Below are 24,161 nucleotides of genomic sequence, written 5' to 3'. Positions count from 1 at the left end.
CTCCATTTTTCGCGCGTTTCTTGCCCGATGACAGCGTGCGCGTTTCCTTTTCATTCACCAACATTTCTTATAAGTCGGATGCTTGGTGACATGAACGGCATCGGGCGCCACCCGCCATGAGGCGGCACTGCGATACGGAAAGTTCGGCTATGACATTGAAGAAGACAGCAGCGATCGTCACCCTCATGTCCGGGTGCACCCTGACCACGCTTAACGTCGGTCAAGCCGACGCCATGACGCTGATGGACCTGTTCCGTCGCAACCGTGCGCCAGAAACCTTCCAGACGATGCCGGAGACAGCGCCGGCACCCGCGCAGGAGCAGCCTGCACGGCGCAGCGCCTCCTCTTCGCCGGCACCGCGCGTCGTCGGCCCGAAATATTATACGTATAAGGCCGAGGCTCCGCGCCGGATCGAGACCGACCGGCTGGTCGATCCGGTCGTTACCGGCTCGCTTCGTCCCGAACTGGTGTCGACAGGCGATACCACCCTCTTAAGCGATGCGCGCCCCTATATGCCCTCCGTCACGGCCTATGCGGCCCCCGAGGTCGCCAAGACGATCGAGGCCTATTACGCGGGAACCGACGCCCTGATCTGGATCGACGCCAATGGCGTCAACGACCGCGCCCGTGCCGCCATGGCCGTGCTTGCGAATGCCGGCAGCATCGGGCTCGATCCGCAGGATTACGCCGTCGCCCTTCCGATGGAAACGCCGGATGCCACGGATATGGCGGCGCGCGAAAAAGCCCTCGTCTCGTTCGAGATCCGGCTCAGTGCCGCCGTGCTGACCTATGTGCAGGATACGGTGCGCGGCCGCATCGATCCGAACGCGATCTCCGGCTATCACGATTTCAAGCGCAAGGACGTGAACCTCGCCGGCAAGATGCGCGTCATCGCGGCCAGCCATGATGTCGCGGCATTCCTCGCCACGCAGACGCCGGCCAATGCCGAGTTCACGGCGCTGCGCGATGAGTTGAAGCGACTGGAAGCGTCCGCCGACGGTCAGCCACGCATCGAGATCCCGGAAGGCACGCTTCTGAAGCCCGGCATTTCCGATCCCGGCCTGCCCGCCGTGATTGCCGCGATCAAGGCAAAAGGCTCCGACACCCTGAGGGCCGAGCATGCCGTGGCACTCGGCGCCTATCAGGGCAGCGAAGCCTACACGCCGGATCTCGTGGCGCTGGTCGAAGGCTTCCAGAAGGAGAACGGCCTGAAGCCGGACGGCGTCGTCGGCCGTGCGTCGATCCGGATCCTGAGCGGCGGCGACAGCAATGCCGACAAGATCGCCAAGCTGCGCATCGCCATGGAGCAGGCCCGCTGGCTTCCGGCCGATCTCGGCAGCCGCTACGTCTTCATCAACCAGCCGGCTTTCACCGCGTCCTACCATGATGACGGCGTCGAGCAGTTCAATATGCGCGTCGTCGTGGGCTCCAAGACGAACCAGACCTATTTCTTCGAAGACGAGATCCAGACCGTCGAGTTCAATCCCTATTGGGGTGTGCCGCAGTCGATCATCATCAACGAGATGCTGCCGAAGCTGCGCAGCGATCCCGGCTATCTCGATCGCCTCGGCTATCAGGTGGAAGTCGGCGGCCGCCCCGTCTCGTCCTACGATGTCGATTGGTACGGCTCGACCAAGTCCGTCTCCGTTCGCCAGCCGCCGTCCGACGACAATGCGCTCGGCGAGCTGAAGATTCTGTTCCCCAATGCGCATGCGATCTACATGCACGACACGCCGTCGAAGAGCTTCTTCAAGAAGGACATGCGGGCGCTCAGCCATGGTTGCGTCCGGCTCGCCGATCCGCGCCGCATGGCCGCTGCGGTGCTCGGAACGACGGTCGATGACGTCGCCCGACAGATTGCCGGTGGCCGCAACAAGGGCGTCTCGGTTCCCAGCCGCATCCCCGTCTACGTCGCCTACTTCACGGCGTGGCCGGACAAGGATGGCCGCGTCGCCTACTTCGACGATGTCTACGATCGGGACATGTACATGAACCGCGCCTTCGACGCGACACGCCAGGTCCGCCGTATCGAGGGCTGAGCCCGCGCGTTCTGATCACGGATGCCATCGCCCCTATCGAAGCCAGTCTCTCCCGGGAGGCTGGCTTTTTTATTGTCGATGGAAAAGTCGACCTGTGATGCCCTGCGTGAAAACGAAGGAAAACGGGCGACCCGCAACGAAAAAACCGCGGGCTTGAGGCCCGCGGCTTGTGCTCTCAGTTTCTGAAGCCCGATGGCTCAGCGCTTGGAAACGGGAACGTAGTCGCGCTTCGGTTCGCCGACATAAAGCTGGCGCGGACGGCCGATGCGCTGCTCCGGATCCTCGATCATTTCGTTCCACTGTGCGATCCAGCCGACGGTGCGTGCCAGAGCAAACAGCACGGTGAACATGGTCGTGGGGAAGCCGAGCGCCTTCAGCGTGATGCCCGAGTAGAAGTCGATGTTCGGGTACAGCTTCTTCTCGATGAAGTAGGGGTCCGTCAGCGCGATGCGCTCGAGTTCCATGGCGACCTGCAGGAGCGGATCGTCCTTGTGGCCGAGTTCGGCCAGAACCTCATGCGTCGTCTTCTGCATGATCTTGGCGCGCGGGTCGTAGTTCTTGTAGACGCGGTGACCGAAGCCCATCAGGCGGAAGGGATCGTTCTTGTCCTTGGCCTTGGCGACATATTCCGGAATGCGATCGACCGAGCCGATTTCCGCCAGCATGTTCAGCGCCGCCTCATTGGCGCCGCCATGTGCCGGGCCCCAGAGGCAGGCGATGCCGGCCGCGATACAGGCAAACGGGTTTGCGCCCGAGGAGCCGGCGAGACGAACCGTCGACGTCGACGCGTTCTGCTCATGGTCGGCATGGAGGATGAAGATCCGGTCCATGGCGCGTGCGAGCACCGGGTTGACCTTGTACTCCTCGCAGGGGACGGCAAAGCACATGTGCAGGAAGTTCGACGCGTAATCGAGGTCGTTCTTCGGGTAAACGAAGGGCTGGCCGATATGGTACTTGTAAGCCATGGCGGCGAGCGTCGGCATCTTCGCGATCATGCGCAGGCTTGCGACCATGCGCTGGTGCGGATCGGTGATGTCGGTCGAGTCGTGGTAGAAGGCCGAGAGCGCGCCGACGCAGCCGCACATGACGGCCATCGGGTGGGCGTCGCGACGGAAACCGGTGAAGAAGCGCGACATCTGTTCGTGCACCATGGTGTGGTGCGTGACGCGGTGATCGAAGTCGATCTTCTGCGCCTTCGTCGGCAGTTCGCCGTAGAGCAGAAGATAGCAGACTTCGAGGAAGTCGCCCTGTTCCGCGAGCTGCTCGATCGGAAAACCGCGGTGCAGAAGGATGCCCTCGTCACCGTCGATATAGGTAATCTTCGACTCGCAGGATGCGGTCGACGTGAAGCCCGGATCATAGGTGAACTGACCGGTCTGCTTGTAGAGCGTGCCGATATCGACCACTTCCGGGCCGATGGAACCGGACCGCACGGGCAGTTCGACCGATTTATCGTTCACCGTGACCGTTGCGCTTTTGCCTGCCATAGAGCGATCCTCCGTTTGCACCGAAACGGCACGAAATCGTGCCGCAATTCATCGTTGTTGCCTCAGTGCTACCGCATTTGATACCCCCTGCCAAGCGCTCGGGGACATCCGTTTTGCGATGCAGCATAATCATTTCGCGACGCGATAGTTGCATGGATTGTCGGCAGTTCCAATCGCGCCTGCTTAGGAAAGCTGCGGGTTCCAGTGCTCGTCGCCCGACATGATGAAGAAATAGGCACAAACTCAAAATTGAAACCCGCCGCGTTTTCTGCGACACTTTTCTCGGGTTGGCAGAGGGGCATGGCATGTGATGCGCAACGTGCCTGAGACTCCAACCGATGTCCGCCAGCGGAGCGCCGAGCATGTTGCCTGGGAGCCCGCTCCGGCGGACCGTCCCATAGCCTTCGTCTCCCCGGAAACGCGGCGCAGGGCGAAATTTCTGTTCCCCGCAATGCCGTCTCGCAGCCGGTGGCTTGCCAAGATCCGACCGCAACCGCGCACGTGGCCGGACAGGTTTCGCGCCTCCTGGGAGGAGGAGACGGCGTTCGGGCACCCGTTTCTCTTCCTGCCACTGCTGATCGCGCTCGGCGCAATCCTCTGGTTTTCAGCGCGCGATCCGCCCGGCGTGCTCATTCTCACAGTGCTGTCATGTGTTTTTTGCATAGCCAGCATCGCACTTCTGTCCCGGCCGGGTTTGCTCTGCGCCGGCATCATCGTGGCAACAAGCCTGCTGCTCGGCGCGACCTTCGCCGCCTTCGAGACCGAGGGATCGCCGACCATCCTGCTGGATTCGCCGGTGACGACGACCCTGACGGGCCGCATCCTCAGTCGGGAGATCTCCGGGAGGAACGCCTACCGCTATATCGTCGCGCTGCAACGCACGGAGGCGCCGACGCTGCGGCGCCCGCCCGCCACCCTCACGCTGATGGTCCGCAACGGCGGGCCGGCAAATGTCGGGGAGACGATCAGGGGACGCGCGCGCCTGTCGCCGCCGTCCGGCCCCGCGCTTGCCGGCCTCAACGATTTCGGCTTCGACAGTTTCTTCAAGGGGATCGGTGCCGTTGGCTATGCCTATGGCAAGCCGGAGATCCTTTCGGGTGCCGGAAGCAAGTCAGCCGGGCAGGGCAGCGCGATCGACACAGCATGGGCAGGACTTGCCGTCTGGCGCGAAGCGATCGGCATCCGGATCCGGGCGACGATCCCGGGCGATGCCGGCGCGATCGCTGCCGCCCTCGTCACCGCCGAGGAGCGGGCGATCGGCCGCGACAGCATCACGGCTCTGCGAAATTCCGGCCTCGGCCATGTGCTGGCGATCTCGGGGATGAACATGGTGCTGGCGGCCGGGACCCTGCTCGTCGGCTTACGGACCGGGCTCAGCCTCGTGCCCGGCCTCGCCCATCGGGTGCCGATCAAGAAGATCGCTGCCGCCGGGGCTCTCGTCATGGTGTGTTTTTACATCCTGATCTCCGGCGGTGCCGTATCCGCGGTCCGCTCCTGGATCATGATCGTCATCATGCTTGTGGCCGTGTTCTTCGATCGACCGTCGATCAGCCTGCGCAATGTCGCCATGGCGGCGCTCGTCATCCTGACCGTGGACCCGTCCGCCGTCTCCGGCCCCGGTTTCCAGATGTCCTTTGCCGCGACGCTCGCGCTCGTCGCCGGCTATGCCCGCTGGCGCGAGCGCAAGGCGACGGCTGGCCGCCGGAGCGGGAACGACAGGTTTGCCGGCATTCGCAGTTTCCTCGCGGGGTTGTTTTTGAGCTCCCTGATGGGGGGCGTTTCCACGATGATCTACTCGGCGGCCCACTTCAATCAGCTGCCGGCCTATGGTCTCCTCGGCAACATGCTCGCCATGCCGGTCATCGGCATCGTCGTCATGCCCGCGGGACTGATTGCGATGCTGTTGATGCCGTTCGGCCTCGATACCCTGCCGCTGAACGTCATGGGCTACGGAATTGAGGTCATGCTGGCCGTCGCGCGTTTCGTCTCGTCGCTCGGCGGGCAGGTTTCGACCGGACGGCTGCCGCAGTCCGCCTTCGCGCTGATCGCGATCGGTGGCGTCGTTTGCTGCCTGTTGCGCACACGGCTGGCCTTGGCGGGGCTCGGTCTTGTCGCGGCCGGTCTCTGCATCGCCTTTCTTGCGCCGTCAGAACGCCCGGCCCTCGTCATCGCCGAGGACGGGCGCCTGGCTGCGCTCATCGACGGCACGGCAGGTGCCAGCAATCGTAGCCGGCCACCCGCCTTCATCTACGGCCAGTGGACGCGGGCGCTGCGTCTCGAAAGTCATGTTGCGCCCATCTCACGGGCCGATCTCGCTTTGCCCGAGCCGCCAGCGCAGGAGCCGGCGCCGACAGCCGAAACGCGCAGGCGGCCGGCCTTTCCGACCGCCGCAGCACGAGCGTCCCTGCAGCGTCTGATCGGCGAGGGAACGCCTGGCCGCTTTTCCTGCGTCCCCGACCAATGGTGCGCCACGACGTCTCGGGAGGGCTGGGTCATCGTGACGGTCGAGGATCGGCGGCTCATCGGTTCCGCCTGCGATGTCGCCGATATCGTCGTGACCTCCGCAAACCCCGTCTTCTCCACCTGCCGGTCCGGAGCCCTTCTCGCGTCCGCGCGCATGCTCCGGCGGACGGGCGCGCTCGAACTCTACGCGGATCCCGCAATGCCGGGCGGGCGGCGGATCGTCCCGGCGATGGAGGGGCTGAGCCGTCCCTGGCAGCGTCATCGCGCCTATGACTGGCGCCGCGACGCCTATGACGACGACGCGCCTTCGAGCGAGGGGTCTGTCGAACCGATCACCGACGAAGAATCATGACAAAATTACTCTAGAAATCTTGCCTTACCCGTCTTGGGTGACATATGAGAGCACGACGACGTCACCGAGGTGACGAAACCGGCTCCGGCCGGCGACCGAAATCATCCTCCGCCTGGCGGAAGGGATGAACCGCTTGAGATGGACGGATCATGTCGAACCGCAAAACTTCCTCGTTCTTCCTTGCCGTCGCGTTGATCGGGGCGGCCACCCTGCCGCTGTCGGCCATCGCGCAGACAGCCACACCGCCGGCGCCATCGGTGGACGCGCCGCCCGCGGCACAATCGACGCCATTGAGCGAGCAGGCGACGCCCCCTTCGGCGTCTGAAACGGGCCCCACCGCGCCGGCGACAGCCGAGCCGTCGGCAGCGCTGCCGGATGCCACGGCCGTCGAGGGCGCAGATCCGGCTCTGCCGCACGATCTGTCGCCGGTCGGCATGTTCCTGGCCGCCGACTATGTGGTGAAAGGGGTGATGATTGCGCTGGCGCTCGCTTCGGTGGCCACCTGGTCGATTCTTCTCTTCAAGGTTTTCGAACTGTCGGCGGCCAAGGCGCGCCTTCGCCAGGCGCTTGCCCATTTCTCCGACGCGACCGGATTGCGGGACGCATCGCAGAGCGGTGATGTCCGCAGCGGGCCGGCCGTTGCCATGCTGACGGCGGCGGGACAGGAGCTGAGCAAGTCCGAACCGATTCTCGATCTGGTACCGGGCGAGGGCGTCAAGGAACGGGTTGCCTCGCGCCTTCAGCGGATCGAGGCGGGCGCCGGCAAGAAGATCGCGGCCGGCACGGGCGTGCTTGCGACGGTGGGCTCCATCTCCCCCTTCGTCGGCCTGTTCGGCACGGTTTGGGGCATCATGAATTCCTTCATCGGCATCAGCCAGGCACAGACGACCAACCTTGCCATCGTGGCCCCGGGCATCGCAGAGGCACTGCTGGCGACGGCGATCGGTCTCGTCGCCGCCATTCCTGCCGTCGTCATCTATAACTACTTCGCGAGGTCGATCGCCGGCTATCGGCTCATCCTGGCGGACACGGCCGCGGCCGTCGATCGCCTTGTCAGCCGCGATCTCGATTTCCGTCTGGCGCGCCGATCCGCGCCCCGGTTCTCCGACACGATCAAGCAGGGCGACATGCCCGCCGCACGGGTGAGGTAGGCCATGGCAACGCGACTTGGCGACAGCGGCGGCGGCGATCTCGAGGAGAACGCCGAGATCAACGTCACCCCCTTTATCGACGTCATGCTGGTGCTGCTCATCATCTTCATGGTCGCGGCGCCGCTGGCCACCGTGGACATGAAGGTGGATCTTCCGCAGTCCGCGGCAAAGCCGACACCCCGAAGCGATGACAAGCCGGTGTTCATCACCTTGAAGTCGGACCTGACGCTGGCGCTCGGCAACGAGACGACGGACGAGACACGCTTCGCGGCCGATCTCGACGGCATGACCGAGGGCAACAAGCAGACGCGCATTCTGCTGCGGGCGGACAAATCGGTCGATTACGGCGCACTGATGAACCTGATGAACCGGATCCAGCAGGCCGGTTACAGCAAGATCGCGCTCGTCGGCCTGGAGGGCGCTCCGCCCGCACCATGATGTGTCGGTGGCCTCCGCGGATCGTTCGGAGGCCCGGCGATTTGTCCATCCCTGCATTCGCCGCTTGAAACACGCGATGTGGCGATTTATGAGCTTTGCGAGGCAGCCCGCCATTGCGGCGGACGCAGGCCGCCCGGAGAGTGATCTAAAGGGTGGCCATCAATGCGGATCGAAGAGGCACGCGCGATGGATTTCGAAGCAGCACGTATCAAGATGGTCGACAACCAGGTCCGCACCACGGATGTCACCTCTCATACGGTCCTTTCCGCCTTCCTCGCTGTCCCCCGCGAGGCTTTCGTTCCAGAAAACCGCAAGCAGCTCGCCTATATCGATACGGATATCCCCGTTTCGCAAGCCGACGGCGGGCGTTATGTGATGGAACCGTCGCCGCTGGCAAAGCTGTTGCAGCTTGGCGAGATCGCCAAGACCGACTCCGTGCTCGAGATCGGCTGCACGACGGGCTATACATCCGCGCTCCTCTCCCTTCTCGGCAAGGACGTCACGGCGCTGGACAGCGACGCGGAGCTTGCCGCGCAGGCAAAGGCCAATCTGTCGAGCCTCGGTTACGCCAATGTCGAGGTCGTCACGGGACCGCTCGAAGCCGGTTATCCGTCGAAAGCACCTTACGACGTGATTTTCGTCAACGGCGCGATTGAGGTCGTGCCGGAAGCGCTGACGTCGCAGCTCCGGGACGGTGGCCGCCTCATCGCGGTGGTCGGCTTCGGCAATGCCTCGCGCGCCAAGGTGTTCATGCGCGAGGGCGGCAAGGCGGCCGAACGCAAGGCCTTCAATACGGCCGTCAAGCCGCTGCCGGGCTTCCGCGTTGCCAAGGAATTCGTCTTCTGAGCATTCGTCGTCCGACGAATGATCGTCTGATCTGAGGATTTTGCAGAGCCGGGCCGCTGAGATGCGGGCCGGCTTTTTCGTGTGGGCGGGCTGACCGCGCCCTCCGCTCCCGGAAAGCGTGGAAATGGTCAGCCCGGCGCCACATTGACCAATTAGACCCGTCTTGGAGACCGGGCCGGGTCCTGCGCACACTGCGATGCAGCAAGTGTGCGGCAGTGTTCGGATGTCGTGCCGATGATCGGCAGGATGTCGCGCCGGGAAGCCATATCGAAGTGCGGGTGCCGGAGTGCTGGGTCCTGTCATACTGGAGGCATCGCATGAAAATGCTGCGCACCACCGTCGTGCTCGCTCTGGCTTTGGTCTCGCCTGCCGCTGCCGATACCATCACGGACGCCATGGCGAAGGCCTACGTCAACAATCCCGACCTGAACGCCGCACGCGCCGGTCTTCGCGCCGTGGACGAATCGGTCACGATCGCCAAGTCCGGTTACCGGCCCCAGGTTTCGGCCGTGGCGACCGCGACACAGACGCGCTTCGACAGCGAATTCCAGCGGCGCCCGCAGAACTTTCACCAGGGATCCGCCGGCCTGACGATCACGCAACAGATCTTCGATGGCTTCCAGACCTTGAATGACGTGCGTGCCTCCGAATCGACCGTCCTTTCCAGTCGCGAGAACCTGAAAGCCAACGAGATTTCGATTCTCCTGTCGGCTGCGGAATCCTATGCCAATATCGTGCGCGACCAAGAGGTGGTCGGCATTCGCCGCCAGAACCTGGCCTTTCTCAAGCAGCAGCTGAAGGCCGCCAATTCCCGCCTGACGGTGGGAGAGGGCACCCGGACGGATGTGAGCCAGGCCGAGGCGGAGCTTGCAAACGCCAAGGCGCTGCTGGCCACCGCCGTCTCCCAGCTGAAACAAAGCGAGGCGGTCTACGTTCAGGTCGTCGGCGATGCGCCGCGCAACATCAAGGCGGCGTCGCCCGCCAAAAACGGCATGCCCCGCAACATGGATCAGGCCGTTGCCGCAGGCTTCAGGGATAATCCGCAGATCATCGCGGCCGAATATGCCGTGGATGCGGCAGGCTACCGGGTCAAGCAGGCCGAGGGCACCATGCTGCCCGGCGTGACGATCCAGGGCTCCGTCAGCCGCAACACCGGCGACGCCGCGAGCAATGGCGGCATCGACAATACGTCAGGCTCAATCGTCGCCCGCCTTCAGGTGCCCTTGTATCAGGGCGGCGCCGAATATGGTCAGATCCGTCAGGCCAAGGAACGGGCGGGACAGCAGCGCATTGTCGTCGACAGCGTCCGCCTCGATGTCCAGAAGACCGTCATCAGCGCCTACGCCCAGTTGGACGCCGCCCGCGCCTCCATCGCGGCGAACAAGGAGCAGATCCGCGCCGCCAACCAGGCCCTGGCCGGCGTTATCGAGGAGCGCAAGGTCGGGCAGCGCACGACGCTCGATGTGCTCGACGCCCAGCAATCCGTGCTCATCGCCCGCGAAAGCCTGGCCGCATCGCAGCGAAATGCCGTGGTCGCAAGCTACTCGCTTCTCGCTAGCATGGGCGCGCTGACGGTTCGCGGTCAGAACCTCAAGGTTGCCGAATACCGGCCGGAAGCGCACTACGAAGCCGTGAAGAACAAGTGGTTCGGCGTAAGCCCGCCTCAAAACCGCTGAACCGCGTCCTCGCCTCGATGCGTCGGACAGGATGACGGGAGAAACAAATCTGTGCATCATCCGGGGAGGATGATTCGCGGCATTCCGCCAACCGGCCAAGTCGCTTAAGGATCATCAGGCTCTGCGTGTCGCGGCGCGCGCGTTGAATGAAACGAGGATCTGCAATGGCACAATCGAACCTGGCGCGCGAACCGTCTATGGACGAAATTCTGGCTTCGATCCGCAAGATCATCGAAAGCAACGAGGCGACCGGTCCGGGGCTTCCCGCCAATGACCACGGCCCGATGTCCGACACCTATTATTCGAGCGACCGCGCCTATCTCGATGAGGAACAGGCGGAAGAGATCCAACTGACGATCGACGATACGGTATTCCCGGATTTCGACACGACGGAAGGCGGCTCCGAGCATCAGCCCGCCTCGGCATCGGTTCCGGCCTATCCGGGTGAGGAGGCCGCCCGCGCGCCCGCCTCGGCTCCGCTTTCGCTGGCCGATGTCGCGGCCCGTGTTCGTGCCGCGTCCGAGCGTCAGACGATGCCGCGCGACCCTGTCGCCGCGGCCCGTGACGTGCAGGCGAGGGCACCTCAGCCCGCATCGCGACAGGAGCGCGCGCAACCTCTGCCGCAGATCGACGCCACGACGCCCCAGCGTCCGGAGCCTGCGGCCAGCGCAAGCTATCGCGAACCCTCACCCGTCGAAGCGCCGAGCGAGCGCGATCGTGCGCATCAGGCGGAGGTCGAGGCCTCCATCCGCGCCATGGCCCGCGATGTCGTTGCGCCTCATCTCGCCGCGCCGCATATTCCTCTGGACGAACCGGCTTCAGCCGACATGTCCCATCCCGGAGCTGCCGTGACCACCCAGCCGGAAACACCCGCCGCCGCTCCTTCTGTAACGGACGCACCGTCCGAGGCGCGTGGCAAGGATGTCTCCGCGATCCTCTCGGACGCCGTGAGCGAACAGGTTTCGCGCTCGTTCGGTGAATTGGCGCTGGCGATCGACAGCAGCCCACGGCGCTCCTTCGACGAGATCGCCGAGGACATGCTGCGGCCGATGCTGCAGGAGTGGCTCGACGACAATCTTCCGACGCTGGTTGAGCGCCTCGTCCGCGAGGAAATCGAGCGTGTGGCACGCGGTCCTCGGCGCTAGGAACGCCTGCAGACAGTGGCGACAGGCCGGAGCCGCTGTTTTTCTCTCGTTCTGACGGCTGGCTGAAACGCCAGTCCACCCGCCGGGACGCACCGGTGGGCTTCGTTTGCATCCTTGAACCACGCCACCCATATTCACGGGGCGGAATGTTGCGCGCTTGCGCCGTTCCGGTTTACAAGCCTCCCACATCCACCAGCATGTTTGGCTCCGAAATGCTTGACAAAACCTATGATTCCGCTGCGGTCGAACCGCGTATCGCCAAGCTTTGGGACGATGCCGACGCATTTCGCGCCGGTGCGGGCGCCAAGCCCGGCGCCGAGCCGTTCTGCGTCGTCATTCCCCCGCCGAACGTGACCGGCTCGCTGCATATGGGCCATGCGCTCAACAACACGCTGCAAGACATCATGATCCGCTTCGAGCGGATGCGCGGCAAGGACGTGCTGTGGCAGCCCGGCATGGACCATGCCGGCATCGCGACCCAGATGGTCGTCGAGCGGCAGTTGATGGAACGGCAGCTTCCCGGCCGGCGCGACATGGGCCGCGAGGCCTTCGTCGACCGGATCTGGGAATGGAAGGGCGAATCGGGTGGGCTGATCTTCAACCAGTTGAAGCGCCTCGGCGCCTCCTGCGACTGGTCGCGCGAGCGGTTCACCATGGACGAGGGGCTCTCCGAGGCGGTCCTCGAGGTCTTCGTCACGCTCTACAAGCAGGGCCTGATCTATAAGGACAACCGCCTCGTCAACTGGGATCCGAAGCTGCTCACCGCGATCTCGGATCTTGAGGTCGAGCAGATCGAAGTGGCCGGCAATCTCTGGTACCTGCGCTACCCGCTGGAGCCGGGCGTCACCTATCAGCATCCCGTCGCCTTCAACGACGAGGGTGCGCCGACCGCGTTCGAGACGCGCGACTACCTGATCGTTGCGACAACCCGGCCTGAAACCATGCTTGGCGACACCGGCATCGCGGTCAATCCGGAAGACGAGCGGTATCGCGCCATCATCGGCAAGCACGTCGTGCTGCCGCTCGTCGGACGCCGTGTCCCGATCGTCGGCGACGATTACGCAGATCCGACCGCCGGCACCGGCGCCGTCAAGATGACGCCGGCCCACGATTTCAACGACTTCGAGGTCGCCCGTCGTCATGACCTGCGCAAGATCAACATCCTGACGACCGATGGCCATGTGACGCTGAAGGAAAACGAGGACTTCCTCGAAGGATTGCCGGCCACGGGCGAACTGGATGCCCTGATCGAGATCCTCGAGAACGTCGAGCGTTTCGCGGCCCGCAAGATCATCGTGTCGTTGTTTGAAGAGCGCGGCCTGCTGGACAAGATCGAGCCGCACAAGCACATGGTCCCCCATGGCGACCGCGGCGGCGTGCCGATCGAGCCGCGGCTGACCGAGCAATGGTATGTCGATGCGGCAACGCTCGCCAAGCCTGCCATCGCGTCCGTTCGCGAAGGTCGCACCAATTTCGTCCCGAAGAACTGGGAGAAGACCTATTACGAGTGGATGGAGAATATCCAGCCGTGGTGCGTCTCCCGTCAGCTCTGGTGGGGGCACCAGATCCCGGCCTGGTACGGACCCGATGGTCAGGTCTTCGTCGAGAAGTCGGAAGAGGAGGCGCTGCACGCCGCTATCCAGCACTACCTCTCGCACGAGGGCCCGATGAAGGCGTTGGTTCAGGACCGGATCGAGAATTTTGCCGTCGGCGAGATTTTGACCCGCGACGAGGATGTTCTCGATACCTGGTTCTCGTCGGCACTCTGGCCGTTTTCGACGCTGGGCTGGCCCGACCAGACCAGGGAGCTGAAGAAATACTACCAGACGGACGTGCTGGTCACCGGCTTCGACATCATCTTCTTCTGGGTTGCCCGGATGATGATGATGGGCCTTCATTTCATGAAGGACGAGAGCGGCAATCCGGTCGAGCCGTTCCACACCGTCTATGTCCACGCCCTCGTTCGCGACAAGAACGGGCAGAAGATGTCGAAGTCGAAAGGCAACGTCATCGATCCGCTCGATTTGATCGACGAATACGGGGCCGACGCTCTGCGCTTCACGCTGGCCATCATGGCGGCGCAGGGACGCGACGTGAAACTCGATCCGGCGCGCATCGCCGGTTACCGCAACTTCGGTACCAAGCTCTGGAACGCGACGCGCTTTGCCGAGATGAACGGCGTCAAGGCCGATCCGTCCTTTCTGCCGGAAGCCTGCGTCCTGCCCGTCAACCAGTGGATCCTGACGGAACTGTCGCGCACGGTCCGGGAGGTCACGACGGCGATCGAGACCTACCGCTTCAACGAAGCGGCCGGCGGGCTGTATCGTTTCGTCTGGAACGCCGTCTGCGATTGGTATCTGGAACTGCTGAAGCCTGTCTTTGCCGGCGACGATGCGGCTGCAAAGGCTGAGTCGCAGGCCTGCGTCGCCTACGTTCTCGAAGAGGCCTACAAGCTGTTGCATCCCTTCATGCCCTTCATGACGGAAGAGCTCTGGGCGGCAACGGCCGATGAAGGCACCACGCGCGACGGTCTTCTCTGCCATGCAGCCTGGCCGTCCGCCGGGTTTGCCAACGAGCATGCGGCGGCCGAGATCAACTGGCTGATCGATCTCGTCTCGGGCATTCGCTCTGTCCGCTCCGAGATGAACGTGCCCCCGTCGGCGATCGCGCCTCTGGTGGTGGTCGATGCCGGCATGTCCACGCGCGAACGGCTGGAGCGTCATGCCGCCGCCATTCGCCGCCTTGCCCGCGTCGATGCGATCGAGGTGACGACGACGGCCCCCAAGGGAAGTGCGCAGATCGTGGTCGGAGAGGCGACGTTCTGCCTGCCGCTCGGAGCCCTGATCGATCTCGTTGCCGAAAGAGCGCGCCTTGCCAAGGCGATCGACAAGGTCGAGATCGAGCGCCAGCGCATCCTGGGAAAGCTGTCGAACGAGAAGTTCGTCGCGAATGCGCGGGCGGAGGTCGTGGAGGCGGAGCGGGAACGTCTGGTCGAACTCGACGGCCAGAAGACGGCCCTCGACGTGGCCCTCGGTCGCATCGCGGATGCTGGCTGAGCCTGCGTCTTAGGCAAAACGAGAACGACCGACAGCATTCGGAGGGCCGCGCCATTGTCGCGGCCCTTTGTCGTTCAAGGGCCTTTCAAACGGCGACGATTTTGTCGTCGCGACTCAGCGATTGGAAAGCCGGCGACGATGATCAAGGCGTTCAGGGCTGGATCTGGTCGAAAGCTCCCGTTTGACGCAGCGCAGCAATGAAACATGTCAGAAAAAGGGCAGGTTGTGACTTGTTGGTGACAGTGGAGGCACCAGAGCAAATTCATGCCAGCTGTTCGGGTTAAGAGGGCAACCTTAGAAAAAAATTTCCAAATACGCGCGTTTTTGACGTGCAGACGAAATTCTTACGTCAATTTTTGCACGTAACGAGATGTAACCATCAATTTCTGGGAATTGCATTTGTGGTCTATTCGAATATCCTCATGTTCAATCAGGGGGCATCCGAGGGTGTGCCGCCGATTGAGTGGGAGGTTACATGAATATCAGTTTTACACGATTGGCGATCACGACGGCCGTTCTCGCCGCGATGACGGCCACGTCGGCTCACGCAGGTGGCCTGGAGCGCGGTGGCTACAACATCGATCTTCTGTTCGATCCCTCCGCCTATGCGCTGGAAGCCACGACGACCTATGTCAATCCGCAGCGCGATCTCAAGAACGCCCGTGACACCAATCCTGCCAACGGTCTCGGCTCGAATGGCCTCGGCGGCGGTTCGACATCGGTGCGCGATACCGATAGCTATTGGGTCCCGCGCGTCGGCATCAAGGCAGCGCTCGGCGATAGCGGCATCGACTGCATGGCCGATTACTCGCAGCCTTTCGGCGCCGATCTCGATCCCGGCCGCAATTGGATCGGAGCCAACGACAATACCAAGACGAAGATCGAAACCGACAATTATGCGGTGACGTGTTCCTATAAGTGGGCCATGGGACCGGGCAAGATCCGGGTCATCGCCGGCGGCTTCTATCAGGAAGTCGAAGGCTACAAGGAGCGTCTGGTCGCTCCGAACTTCTATGGCACGGGCAACGGCATCGGGCGCCTCGATCTGAAAGACAATGGCTGGGGTGGCCGCGTCGGTTTGGCCTATGAGATTCCCGAATATGCCTTCCTGACGAGCCTCGTCTACAACAGCGAAGTGAAGTTCGACGACATCGAGGGAACGATCGACTTGACCGAGGTGACCGTGCCCGGTCCGCTCGGACCAGCGGTCCCGATCACGTTCGGCAAATACGCGGTAACCGGGGAAGCATCCGTACCGCAGTCGCTGGAGTACAAGATCCAGACCGGCATCGCGCCCGACTGGCTCGCCTTCGGCTCGATCAAATGGACCGATTGGAGCGTGCTGCAGTCGGTCGGCTTCTGCCCTGCAACGGCGAGCCCGCTGACACCCTGCACCAGTCTCGATCTCCTCTATCGCGACGGACTGACGGTCACCGCAGGCGTTGGGCATAAGTTCAACGATCAGTGGAGCGGCGCGCTCAGCCTCACATGGGATCGCGGCACCAGCACGGTGATCAACACGCAGAGCGACACCTGGACGCTCGGGACGGGCGTCGCCTACAAGCCGGTCGAAAACGTCGAATTCCGCCTCGCCGGTGCAGTCGGCATCCTAACGAGCGGTTCTTCCCGCTCGACCACGGTCAACGGCGTCCCGTTCGGAGACGACGTGAGCTACGATTACGGCAACGACGTCGTCACTGCCGTATCGACGTCGCTGAAAGTTCGCTTCTGATTTTTCGTACGCGATGTCCTATCCAGATGCGCCCGGTTCACAGCCGGGCGCTTTTGCATTTGGGGGTTGCTCTCGGTCGGGTGCCGATCTCAAGGCGGCGGATGTCGCGAGACGTTTCCGCAATGCTTCGGCGACGGGAAAAAGCGCCCGGACACACGCGATTTGTGATGATTCCGCAACACGCCGAGTGAATGGTTTGGCGGCCCCGGCGGGCCCTTGTTTCAGTCTATTTCCCGCCACAAACAAAGAGCATCGATCTCCCCACAGCCGGAGAATGTTCCCCCTGAAGCCTCAGTGTGCAGCAACGGGAACAATTTTTGGCGGTGGAAACGAAGTAGTGATGTTTCATGATGTTACATGGCGAACTTCGAGAATGTCAGCGGGGAAACCGGTAGGGGGAACCCCGGTTCTGCCGAGGGTTGAAGACGGGCCGCAGTGTCGCCGAAAATCGGCGCTAGGCTGGCTTTGATCGGTGAGACGACGGCAGCCGACACCGGTTGCGACGAGGGGATGCGGGCGAGGGGTCGCCGCAGCATTCCGTCAAGGCATGAAGCGAGTGGGGAAGCGCCGGATCGAACATGAAGCGAGCCGGGTTGAACGGAAGATTTTGACGAATATGCTACGCGAATGCAGGTCGTTGACGTTGGTGGTATTGAGTTTGGCGGCTGCGCTTGGGGCGTCTTGCGGCGCGGTTCGCGCCTTCGATCCAAATGCGGGCGTGACGAAGGAATCGGGTCCGTTCGCGCTCTTCAAGTTCGGCTTCTCCGCTTACAAGAACGGCCGCAAGGACGAAGCGGTCGAAGCCTATCGCTACGCCGCGGAGAAGGGCCATACGGCCTCCCGCTGGGCTCTGGCGAATATGTATGCCGATGGCGACGGCGTGACCGAAAACGACCTCGAAGCTTTCAAGATCTATAGCGAAATCGCCGAAAACGGTGTCGAGCCAGGGTCGCAGGACACCGGCTATTTCGTCAACGCTTTGATCTCGCTCGCCGGCTATTATCGCCGCGGAATTCCCGATACCCCCGTGTCCGCCGATCTCAGCCAGGCGCGCCAGCTCTATTTCCAGGCCGCCTCGACCTTCGGCGTCGCAGAAGCCCAGTTCCAGCTGGCAAAGATGCTGCTCTCGGGCGATGGCGGAAGCGTCAACGTTCAGCAGGCGAAGAAGTGGCTCAACCGCGCCCGCAAGAAGGGGCACGCCGGTGCCATGGGCGTCTTTGGAAACGTCATCTTCCAGGAAGGCCAGACTGTCCGTGGTCTTGCCTATATGACCGCCGCGCTCGACCAGTGCTCGCCGAAGGATCGGCAGTGGCTGCAGCCGATGCAGGAACAGGCGTTCTCTCTGGCCACCGAAACCGACCGCCGCGTCGCGATCAACATGTCCCACACGATCCGATCCGGCGAAGCCGACTAAACCGGCCTTCGCTTTCGAGACGCGCGGGCCGCCGCGCATTCTCTCAGACGACGGCAGGCGCTGCCCTTTACGCCGCCACGACCTCTTTCGGCCTGAAATCGAAATGCGCAATGACCGGGACATGGTCGGACGGCTTTTCCCAGGCGCGGACGTGCTTCTCGATATCGGTCGATATCAGGCAATCGGTCGCTTCGGGTGACAGCATCAGGTGGTCGATGCGAATGCCATGGTTCTTGGGCCAGGCGCCGGCCTGGTAATCCCAGAAGGAATAATGCGAGGCCGCGTCGGTCGTGGCACGCACCGCATCGGTCAGGCCAAGCTGCTCAAGCCGGCGGAACGCCGCCCGCGTGCGCGGCAGGAAAAGCGCATCGTTCTCCCAGACGCGCGGATCCCAGCAGTCATGCGGCTCCGCAATCACGTTATAGTCGCCGGCAAGGATCAGCGGTTCCTCGAGCATCAGCCGTGCCGCGGCAAAGGACTGGAGCCGCTCCATCCAGGCCAGCTTGTAGGTGTATTTTTCGGTTTCCGGCGGGTTGCCGTTCGGCAGATAGAGCGAGCAGACCCGGATCACGCCGCTCTCGATCGAGAAGACGCCCTCGATGAAACGAGACTGAGCGTCCTCATCATCGCCGGCAAGCCCATTGGTGATTTCGTCCGGTTTGATCCGGGTCAGCAGGGCGACGCCGTTGAAGCCTTTCTGACCGTGGGTGAACACGTGGTAGCCGAGCGCCTCGATCTCGGCTTTGGGAAAGCCCTCGTCCACTGTCTTGATCTCCTGCAGGCAGGCGATGTCGGGCCGCGACTCCTGCAGCCAGGCGAGGAGAGCGTCGATACGGGCCCTGACGCCGTTGATGTTCCAGGTCGCGATCTTCATGGTCTCTGTCTCCCGTGGCTGCCCCGTCGTCTTAAAGCGCACCGGCCGAATTGACAAACGCAGCTAAAGGAAATTCGGCGTCGCCGTGCGCTCGCGCGCGTCGCAGGGTGAGCGCCGGCGGGCAAAGAATCGCCGCTCTGCGATACACCTTTGCGCCTGTCTGCGCTAAGTCAGCACGGCACGTCACGCCATTGTCGATGAGAAGGGATAAGTCGGGGAGCATGATCCAGACGCTTGCCACCTACTGGCCGCATATTCTTGCCGTTCTCTCGGTGCTTCTCGGCGTTCCCGCCGCCATCCACGCCACCATGACGAAGGATGAGGTGCGGGCGGCGCTGGGCTGGGTCGGCGTGATCGTCCTGTCGCCCGTCCTCGGCGCCATCATCTATGCCGTCGCGGGGATCAATCGCATCCGGCGCAGCTCCATCGGCCTGCAGCGGTCGCTCCTGAAAGACAGGACGGCCGACGCGCTTCGGCGTTTCGATGTCACCGATGCCCTGATTGCCGAACGTTTCGGTCAACGCTTCTGCTCCATGAAAGTCCTCGGCGACAAGGTCAGCCGGCACCACATGTCGGCCGGCAACCAGATCGTCATGCTGGAAGGCGGCGACATCGCCTATGCGCGCATGCTGGAGGCGATCGCAGGCGCGCGCCGCTCGATCCTGCTGGAAACCTATATCTTCGACCGGGACCCGGTCGGCCTGCGCTTTGCCGACGCGCTGATCGCTGCCGCAGAGCGGGGTGTCGCGGTGCGCGTGCTGATCGACGCGGTCGGCGCCCGCTATTCCGTGCCCAGCATCGTCGGCTACCTGCGAAAGGGCGGCGTCACCACACGAACCTTCAACGGCAATATCGTCATGGGCCTGCGGCTGCCCTATGCCAATCTGCGGACCCACCGCAAGATCCTCGTGGTCGATGGCGGCGTGGCCTTTACCGGGGGCATGAACATCCGGGCGGGCTTCACCGCGGAGTTCGCGACGGGCGAGGAAGCCCGCGACACGCATTTCGAGGTTCGGGGACCCGTGGTCGCCGATCTTCTGCACGTCGCCTGCGAAGACTGGCAATTCGCCAATGCCGAAGTGCTGGAAGGCGACGTCTGGGGCGTCACGCCGCCGCCGGACAGCGAGCGAAAATCGCCGATGATCATGCGCGTCATACCCACAGGCCCGGACCGGGCGAACGAAGCCAATCACAAGATGATTATGGGAGCGATCTCGGTCGCCCGGAAGAGCATCCGGATCATGTCGCCGTACTTCCTGCCGGACCGGGAACTGGTGAGCGCGCTGGTCACGGCGGCGCTGCGGGGCGTCCACGTCGATATCGTCGTACCTGCCGTCAACAACCTGACCCTCGTCGATCGCGCCATGACGGCGCAGTTCGATCAGGTGCTGAAGGGCGGCTGCCGTGTGTGGCGGGCGCAAGGCGCCTTCAACCATTCCAAGCTGCTGACGATCGATGGACGCTGGTCCTATATCGGCTCATCGAACATCGATCCCCGATCGCTGCGTCTGAACTTCGAGATCGACCTCGAAGTGCTCGATCCGACCTTCGCCGCCGACCTCGATCGGCGTTTCGAAGATGTCCGCAGCGCGTCGCGCGAGGTGACCCTTGCGGCGCTCCGCGCGCGACCGTTTTTCACGCGTCTGCTCGATCGGGTCTTCTGGCTGGGCTCGCCCTACCTCTGAAACTGCGTATGTAATTAAATAATTACAAGACCTTGCGGTCCTTTTCGGATCCGACACGTTCAGTCGGATCCACAGAAGGCGTCAGATCGAGAAGCTTGTCCCGCAGCCGCAGCTCGCGACGGCATTCGGGTTGCGGATCTGGAAGGACTGGCCGAGCAGATTGTCGACGAAGTCGATCTCGGACCCTTCCATATAGACGAGCGACAGGCTGTCGATCAGAACCTTGGCCTCTCCTTTTTCCAGAACGAGATCGTCCGCCGAGCCGTCATCGACCAGATCGAACTTGTAGGAGAAGCCTGAGCAGCCGCCACCTTCGACGGAGACGCGCATGGCGTGCTTGTCGCTATCCGCCCTGAGGATCGTGGCGATGCGCTTGGCGGCGGAATCGGAGAGCGTTACGGTGATATCGGTCATTTGTTGTCTCCTGCCGGGGTCAAGATCCGGAGAGTTTGTCGTCGGTTACGAAGAAATCCGTATCCATGGTCTGCGCTGCGGCCGCCAACGTCATGATTCTGAACGGATCATCGCGTAGGATTGCAGTCCATGCTTTCATGCGGCCGACACTATAGGTATGAAGGCTTTAAAACCGCGTCAATGGGATGCTGCATGCAAATGGCTTTGGATAAGGATGCACTAGGTTTCGGCACGGGCCAGCGGGCAATTTTCGCGTCCGATCCCTGGACGAGCAGGGGAAGACTGTACCCGGAGGGCACCAGCACGACCCGCTCGGATTTCCAGCGCGACCGCGACCGCATCGTCCACACCACGGCGTTTCGCCGGCTGAAGCACAAGACCCAGGTTTTCATCGCGGCCGATGGCGATCATTACCGGACCCGGCTGACGCACACGATCGAGGTCGCGCAGATCGCGCGTGCGCTGGCGCGCGCCATGCGCCTCGATGAGGATCTGGCGGAGGGCGTGGCGCTTGTCCATGATTTCGGCCACACGCCGTTCGGCCACACGGGCGAAGACGCGCTTCAGGAGGTGCTCGCGGCTTATGGCGGGTTCGATCACAACGCCCAGTCGCTTCGCATCGTCACCAAGCTGGAGAGGCGCTATGCCGAGTTCGACGGCCTGAACCTGACATGGGAGAGCCTCGAGGGCCTGGTCAAGCACAACGGACCTCTCACGGGCCCGTCCGCCGATCCTCGCCATCCCGTCGTGCCCCAGCCGATCCTCGACTACTGCGCCCTGTACGACCTCGAGCTCGGCACGTTTGCAAGCCTCGAGGCGCAGGTGGCCGCCATCGCCGACGATATCGCCTACAACACACATGACATCGACGATGGCCTGCGCTCGGGCTATCTGACCTTCGACATGCTGGAGGAAATCCCGTTCCTTGCCGGTCTCATGCAGGAGGTTCGCGCCAAGTATCCCGGCCTGGAGGCAGCCCGCTTCACCCATGAGATCATGCGGCGGCAGATCACCGCCATGGTCGAGGACGTCATCGGCGTCGCACAGGAAAACCTCCGCGATCTGCGCCCCGAGAGCGCGACGGATGTCCGGAACGCCGGTCGCGTCGTTGCGACCTTTTCGCCTGCGATGGCCGAGACCGACCGGCAGATCAAGCGCATGCTGATGACCCGCATCTACCGGCACACCGACGTGATGCGGGTCCGCGAGAACGCCGCCCGGATCGTGGTCGATCTCTATCACGCGTTCATGGCCGAGCCGCGCGAGATGCAGACGCACTACTGGATTGACCAGATCGCCGGCCTTGCCGAGCCTGCAAAGGCGCGCCACGTCGCGGATTACATCGCCGGAATGACCGATACCTATGCGATCTCGACGCACCGGCGCTTGTTTGACCACACCCCGGATTTGCGCTAGAGCGCCAGCCACCCGCCCGGTTGAGGATTTCGGTCCGTCGAGAGCCGGGCCACCTTGATGCGGACCGCGGCCTGATGAGGCGCGCCCTCCCGGACGATGGATATCATGAACATTTACACCGATCTCGAAGCCAGAGTGAAGAACGTCCTTGAAGCCATTGATCTGGTGAAGGAAAATCGCTCAGAGGTCGATTTCGCTCGCGTGGCGGTCGAAACCCCGCGCGATCCGAGCCATGGCGATGTCGCCACCAATGCCGCCATGGTGCTGGCCAAGCCGCTCGGCACCAATCCGCGCGCTCTGGCCGAGACGATCGCGGCCGCCCTCCGGCAGGATGCCGATATCGCCGAAGTCTCGGTCGCCGGTCCCGGCTTCATCAACCTGCGCCTGTCGGTCGGCTACTGGCAGCGTCTTCTCGCCGCCATCGTCACGGCCGGAAACGACTATGGCCGCAGCACGGTCGGCGCCGGGCGCAAGATCAATGTGGAATATGTCTCGGCCAATCCGACCGGTCCCATGCATGTCGGCCACTGCCGGGGCGCCGTTGTGGGCGATACCCTGGCGAACCTCCTCGGCTTTGCCGGCTGGAACGTGACCAAGGAATACTACATCAACGATGCGGGTTCGCAGATCGACGTGCTCGCCAAGTCCGCCATGCTGCGCTATCGCGAGGCCCTCGGCGAAACGATCGGCGAGATCCCCGCCGGTCTCTATCCCGGTGATTACCTTGTCCCGGTCGGTGAGGCGCTGGCGCAGGAATTCGGCGCGAGCCTGCTCGGCATGACCGAGGACGGCTGGATGCCGCTCGTCAAGGAGCGCACCATTGCCGCGATGATGGCGATGATCCGGGAGGATCTGGCCGCGCTCAACGTGCATCACGATGTCTTCTTCTCGGAACGCACGCTCCATGCCGATGGAGCGCAGCGTATTCGCGCCGCCATCAACGACCTGACGTTCAAGGGCCATGTCTACAAGGGTAGCCTGCCGCCGCCGAAAGGACAGGTGCCGGAAGACTGGGAGGATCGCGAGCAGACGCTGTTCCGCTCGACCGACGTCGGAGACGATATCGATCGTCCGCTGATCAAGTCGGATGGCTCTTACACCTATTTTGCCGCCGACGTCGCCTACTTCAAGGACAAGTTCGATCGTTCCTTCGAAGAGATGATCTATGTGCTGGGCGCCGATCACGGCGGCTACGTCAAGCGGCTGGAAGCGCTGGCGCGCGCCGTGTCCGGCGGCTCCGTCAAGCTCACCGTGCTCCTCTGCCAGCTCGTCAAGCTCTACCGCAACGGCGAGCCTGTGAAGATGTCGAAGCGCTCCGGCGATTTCGTCACGCTGCGCGATGTCGTGGACGAGGTCGGGCGCGATTCCGTGCGTTTCATGATGATCTACCGGAAGAATTCCGAGCCGCTCGATTTCGACTTCGCCAAGGTCACCGAGCAGTCGAAGGACAATCCGGTCTTCTATGTCCAGTACGCGCATGCGCGCTGCCGCTCGATCTTCCGGCAGGCGGCCGAAGCCTTTCCGGATCTCGACCTCGATGCCATCGACTACGCCGCGGCTTTGGGAACCCATATCGCGGATCCGAGCGAGTTGCAGTTGATCGCGAAACTGGCAGAATATCCGCGTATCGTCGAATCGGCTGCACTGGCGCAGGAGCCGCATCGCATCGCATTTTATCTGTACGATCTGGCCAGTTCGTTCCATGGGCACTGGAACAAGGGCAAAGATTTTCCGGGCTTACGCTTTATTAACGATAAAAGTAGAGAATTGAGCCTTGCCAGACTAGGACTGGTGCATGCGGTTGCCTCTGTTTTGAGGTCCGGCCTTGATATCACAGGGACGGACGCCCCGAACGAGATGCGATAGCATGTCACCATTTCCCCATATTGGACTGGCACGACCGGCCCAGTATTTGTGAGTGGAGCGAATGGCAGACAAACAGTTGGCACGAAGCGCAGATGTGGACCCGAACG

General features: G+C 63.0%; 16 protein-coding genes. 13 read left to right on the top strand and 3 right to left on the bottom strand.

The window, feature by feature from the left end:
- The first annotated feature begins 149 nt into the window (after positions 1 to 149).
- Entirely contained in the window at positions 150 to 2,039 is a 1,890-nt protein-coding gene (locus C8J36_RS05115; protein WP_132533211.1) for a murein L,D-transpeptidase, read from the top strand.
- A 197-nt stretch (positions 2,040 to 2,236) separates the two neighbouring features.
- Here C8J36_RS05115 and gltA read toward each other — a convergent pair whose 3' ends face one another.
- Positions 2,237 to 3,526, bottom strand: a complete 1,290-nt coding sequence (gltA, locus tag C8J36_RS05110; protein ID WP_062596484.1) for a citrate synthase — start codon at positions 3,524 to 3,526, stop codon at positions 2,237 to 2,239.
- A 319-nt stretch (positions 3,527 to 3,845) separates the two neighbouring features.
- Between gltA and C8J36_RS05105 the strand changes: the two genes are divergently transcribed.
- From C8J36_RS05105 to exoR, 9 genes are all read left to right on the top strand, one after another.
- Positions 3,846 to 6,341 carry a ComEC/Rec2 family competence protein gene (locus tag C8J36_RS05105; protein WP_245506465.1) on the top strand — a complete coding sequence of 832 codons (2,496 nt, stop codon included), beginning with the start codon at positions 3,846 to 3,848 and terminating at the stop codon, positions 6,339 to 6,341.
- A gap of 149 nt (positions 6,342 to 6,490) precedes the next feature.
- Positions 6,491 to 7,492: a tonB-system energizer ExbB gene (gene exbB, locus C8J36_RS05100; protein WP_132533209.1), complete on the top strand. Its 1,002-nt coding sequence runs from the start codon at positions 6,491 to 6,493 to the stop codon at positions 7,490 to 7,492.
- 3 nt (positions 7,493 to 7,495) lie between these two features.
- Positions 7,496 to 7,930 carry a TonB system transport protein ExbD gene (gene exbD / locus C8J36_RS05095; protein ID WP_132533207.1) on the top strand — a complete coding sequence of 145 codons (435 nt, stop codon included), beginning with the start codon at positions 7,496 to 7,498 and terminating at the stop codon, positions 7,928 to 7,930.
- A 186-nt stretch (positions 7,931 to 8,116) separates the two neighbouring features.
- The gene (locus C8J36_RS05090) at positions 8,117 to 8,776 is read left to right on the top strand and encodes a protein-L-isoaspartate O-methyltransferase (protein WP_132533205.1); all 660 of its coding nucleotides are present in this window, start codon (positions 8,117 to 8,119) and stop codon (positions 8,774 to 8,776) included.
- Positions 8,777 to 9,093: 317 nt separating this feature from the next.
- Positions 9,094 to 10,452: a TolC family outer membrane protein gene (locus C8J36_RS05085; protein ID WP_132533203.1), complete on the top strand. Its 1,359-nt coding sequence runs from the start codon at positions 9,094 to 9,096 to the stop codon at positions 10,450 to 10,452.
- A 164-nt stretch (positions 10,453 to 10,616) separates the two neighbouring features.
- Positions 10,617 to 11,597 (top strand): DUF2497 domain-containing protein, encoded by a 981-nt coding sequence (locus C8J36_RS05080; protein ID WP_132533201.1) that lies wholly within the window; start codon positions 10,617 to 10,619, stop codon positions 11,595 to 11,597.
- A 212-nt stretch (positions 11,598 to 11,809) separates the two neighbouring features.
- Positions 11,810 to 14,653 carry a valine--tRNA ligase gene (locus tag C8J36_RS05075; protein ID WP_132533199.1) on the top strand — a complete coding sequence of 948 codons (2,844 nt, stop codon included), beginning with the start codon at positions 11,810 to 11,812 and terminating at the stop codon, positions 14,651 to 14,653.
- Between the two features lie 475 nt (positions 14,654 to 15,128).
- Positions 15,129 to 16,385, top strand: a complete 1,257-nt coding sequence (locus tag C8J36_RS05070) for an OmpP1/FadL family transporter (RefSeq protein WP_132533197.1) — start codon at positions 15,129 to 15,131, stop codon at positions 16,383 to 16,385.
- Between the two features lie 616 nt (positions 16,386 to 17,001).
- Positions 17,002 to 17,799 (top strand): exopolysaccharide production regulator ExoR, encoded by a 798-nt coding sequence (gene exoR / locus C8J36_RS05065; protein ID WP_132533195.1) that lies wholly within the window; start codon positions 17,002 to 17,004, stop codon positions 17,797 to 17,799.
- A gap of 67 nt (positions 17,800 to 17,866) precedes the next feature.
- Here the strand turns inward: exoR and xth are convergent, their stop codons facing one another.
- Positions 17,867 to 18,673, bottom strand: coding sequence for an exodeoxyribonuclease III (xth, locus tag C8J36_RS05060; protein WP_132533193.1), 807 nt, complete (start codon positions 18,671 to 18,673; stop codon positions 17,867 to 17,869).
- A 221-nt stretch (positions 18,674 to 18,894) separates the two neighbouring features.
- Here xth and C8J36_RS05055 point away from each other — a divergent pair, with 221 nt between their 5' ends.
- Positions 18,895 to 20,358: a phospholipase D-like domain-containing protein gene (locus C8J36_RS05055; protein WP_132533191.1), complete on the top strand. Its 1,464-nt coding sequence runs from the start codon at positions 18,895 to 18,897 to the stop codon at positions 20,356 to 20,358.
- Positions 20,359 to 20,439: 81 nt separating this feature from the next.
- On the opposite strand, the gene erpA is transcribed toward C8J36_RS05055, so the two are convergent.
- Complete coding sequence (erpA, locus tag C8J36_RS05050; RefSeq protein ID WP_132533189.1) at positions 20,440 to 20,772, bottom strand: iron-sulfur cluster insertion protein ErpA; 333 nt, start codon at positions 20,770 to 20,772, stop codon at positions 20,440 to 20,442.
- 198 nt (positions 20,773 to 20,970) lie between these two features.
- Here erpA and C8J36_RS05045 point away from each other — a divergent pair, with 198 nt between their 5' ends.
- Both C8J36_RS05045 and argS read left to right on the top strand, forming a co-directional pair.
- Positions 20,971 to 22,188 carry a deoxyguanosinetriphosphate triphosphohydrolase gene (locus C8J36_RS05045; RefSeq protein WP_132533187.1) on the top strand — a complete coding sequence of 406 codons (1,218 nt, stop codon included), beginning with the start codon at positions 20,971 to 20,973 and terminating at the stop codon, positions 22,186 to 22,188.
- 105 nt (positions 22,189 to 22,293) lie between these two features.
- On the top strand, positions 22,294 to 24,054 hold the full coding sequence (argS, locus tag C8J36_RS05040) for an arginine--tRNA ligase (RefSeq protein ID WP_132533185.1): 1,761 nt from the start codon (positions 22,294 to 22,296) through the stop codon (positions 24,052 to 24,054).
- Positions 24,055 to 24,161 lie beyond the last annotated feature (107 nt).

Origin of the sequence: Rhizobium sp. PP-F2F-G48, assembly GCF_004342335.1 — a bacterium.
In the GTDB taxonomy this organism is placed as follows: Bacteria; Pseudomonadota; Alphaproteobacteria; order Rhizobiales; family Rhizobiaceae; genus Ferranicluibacter.
Note: the sequence above shows the minus strand (reverse complement) of the source record. Positions and strands in the feature narration are given on the sequence as shown.

Excerpts from the sequence above, each read along its gene's own strand:
- C8J36_RS05115 (WP_132533211.1), top strand. The coding sequence starts at position 150 with ATGACATTGAAGAAGACAGCAGCGATCGTCACCCTCATGTCCGGGTGC.
- gltA (WP_062596484.1), bottom strand. The coding sequence starts at position 3,526 with ATGGCAGGCAAAAGCGCAACGGTCACGGTGAACGATAAATCGGTCGAA.
- exbB (WP_132533209.1), top strand. The coding sequence starts at position 6,491 with ATGTCGAACCGCAAAACTTCCTCGTTCTTCCTTGCCGTCGCGTTGATC.
- exbD (WP_132533207.1), top strand. The coding sequence starts at position 7,496 with ATGGCAACGCGACTTGGCGACAGCGGCGGCGGCGATCTCGAGGAGAAC.
- C8J36_RS05090 (WP_132533205.1), top strand. The coding sequence starts at position 8,117 with ATGGATTTCGAAGCAGCACGTATCAAGATGGTCGACAACCAGGTCCGC.
- C8J36_RS05085 (WP_132533203.1), top strand. The coding sequence starts at position 9,094 with ATGAAAATGCTGCGCACCACCGTCGTGCTCGCTCTGGCTTTGGTCTCG.
- C8J36_RS05080 (WP_132533201.1), top strand. The coding sequence starts at position 10,617 with ATGGCACAATCGAACCTGGCGCGCGAACCGTCTATGGACGAAATTCTG.
- C8J36_RS05075 (WP_132533199.1), top strand. The coding sequence starts at position 11,810 with ATGCTTGACAAAACCTATGATTCCGCTGCGGTCGAACCGCGTATCGCC.
- C8J36_RS05070 (WP_132533197.1), top strand. The coding sequence starts at position 15,129 with ATGAATATCAGTTTTACACGATTGGCGATCACGACGGCCGTTCTCGCC.
- exoR (WP_132533195.1), top strand. The coding sequence starts at position 17,002 with ATGCTACGCGAATGCAGGTCGTTGACGTTGGTGGTATTGAGTTTGGCG.
- xth (WP_132533193.1), bottom strand. The coding sequence starts at position 18,673 with ATGAAGATCGCGACCTGGAACATCAACGGCGTCAGGGCCCGTATCGAC.
- C8J36_RS05055 (WP_132533191.1), top strand. The coding sequence starts at position 18,895 with ATGATCCAGACGCTTGCCACCTACTGGCCGCATATTCTTGCCGTTCTC.
- erpA (WP_132533189.1), bottom strand. The coding sequence starts at position 20,772 with ATGACCGATATCACCGTAACGCTCTCCGATTCCGCCGCCAAGCGCATC.
- C8J36_RS05045 (WP_132533187.1), top strand. The coding sequence starts at position 20,971 with ATGGCTTTGGATAAGGATGCACTAGGTTTCGGCACGGGCCAGCGGGCA.
- argS (WP_132533185.1), top strand. The coding sequence starts at position 22,294 with ATGAACATTTACACCGATCTCGAAGCCAGAGTGAAGAACGTCCTTGAA.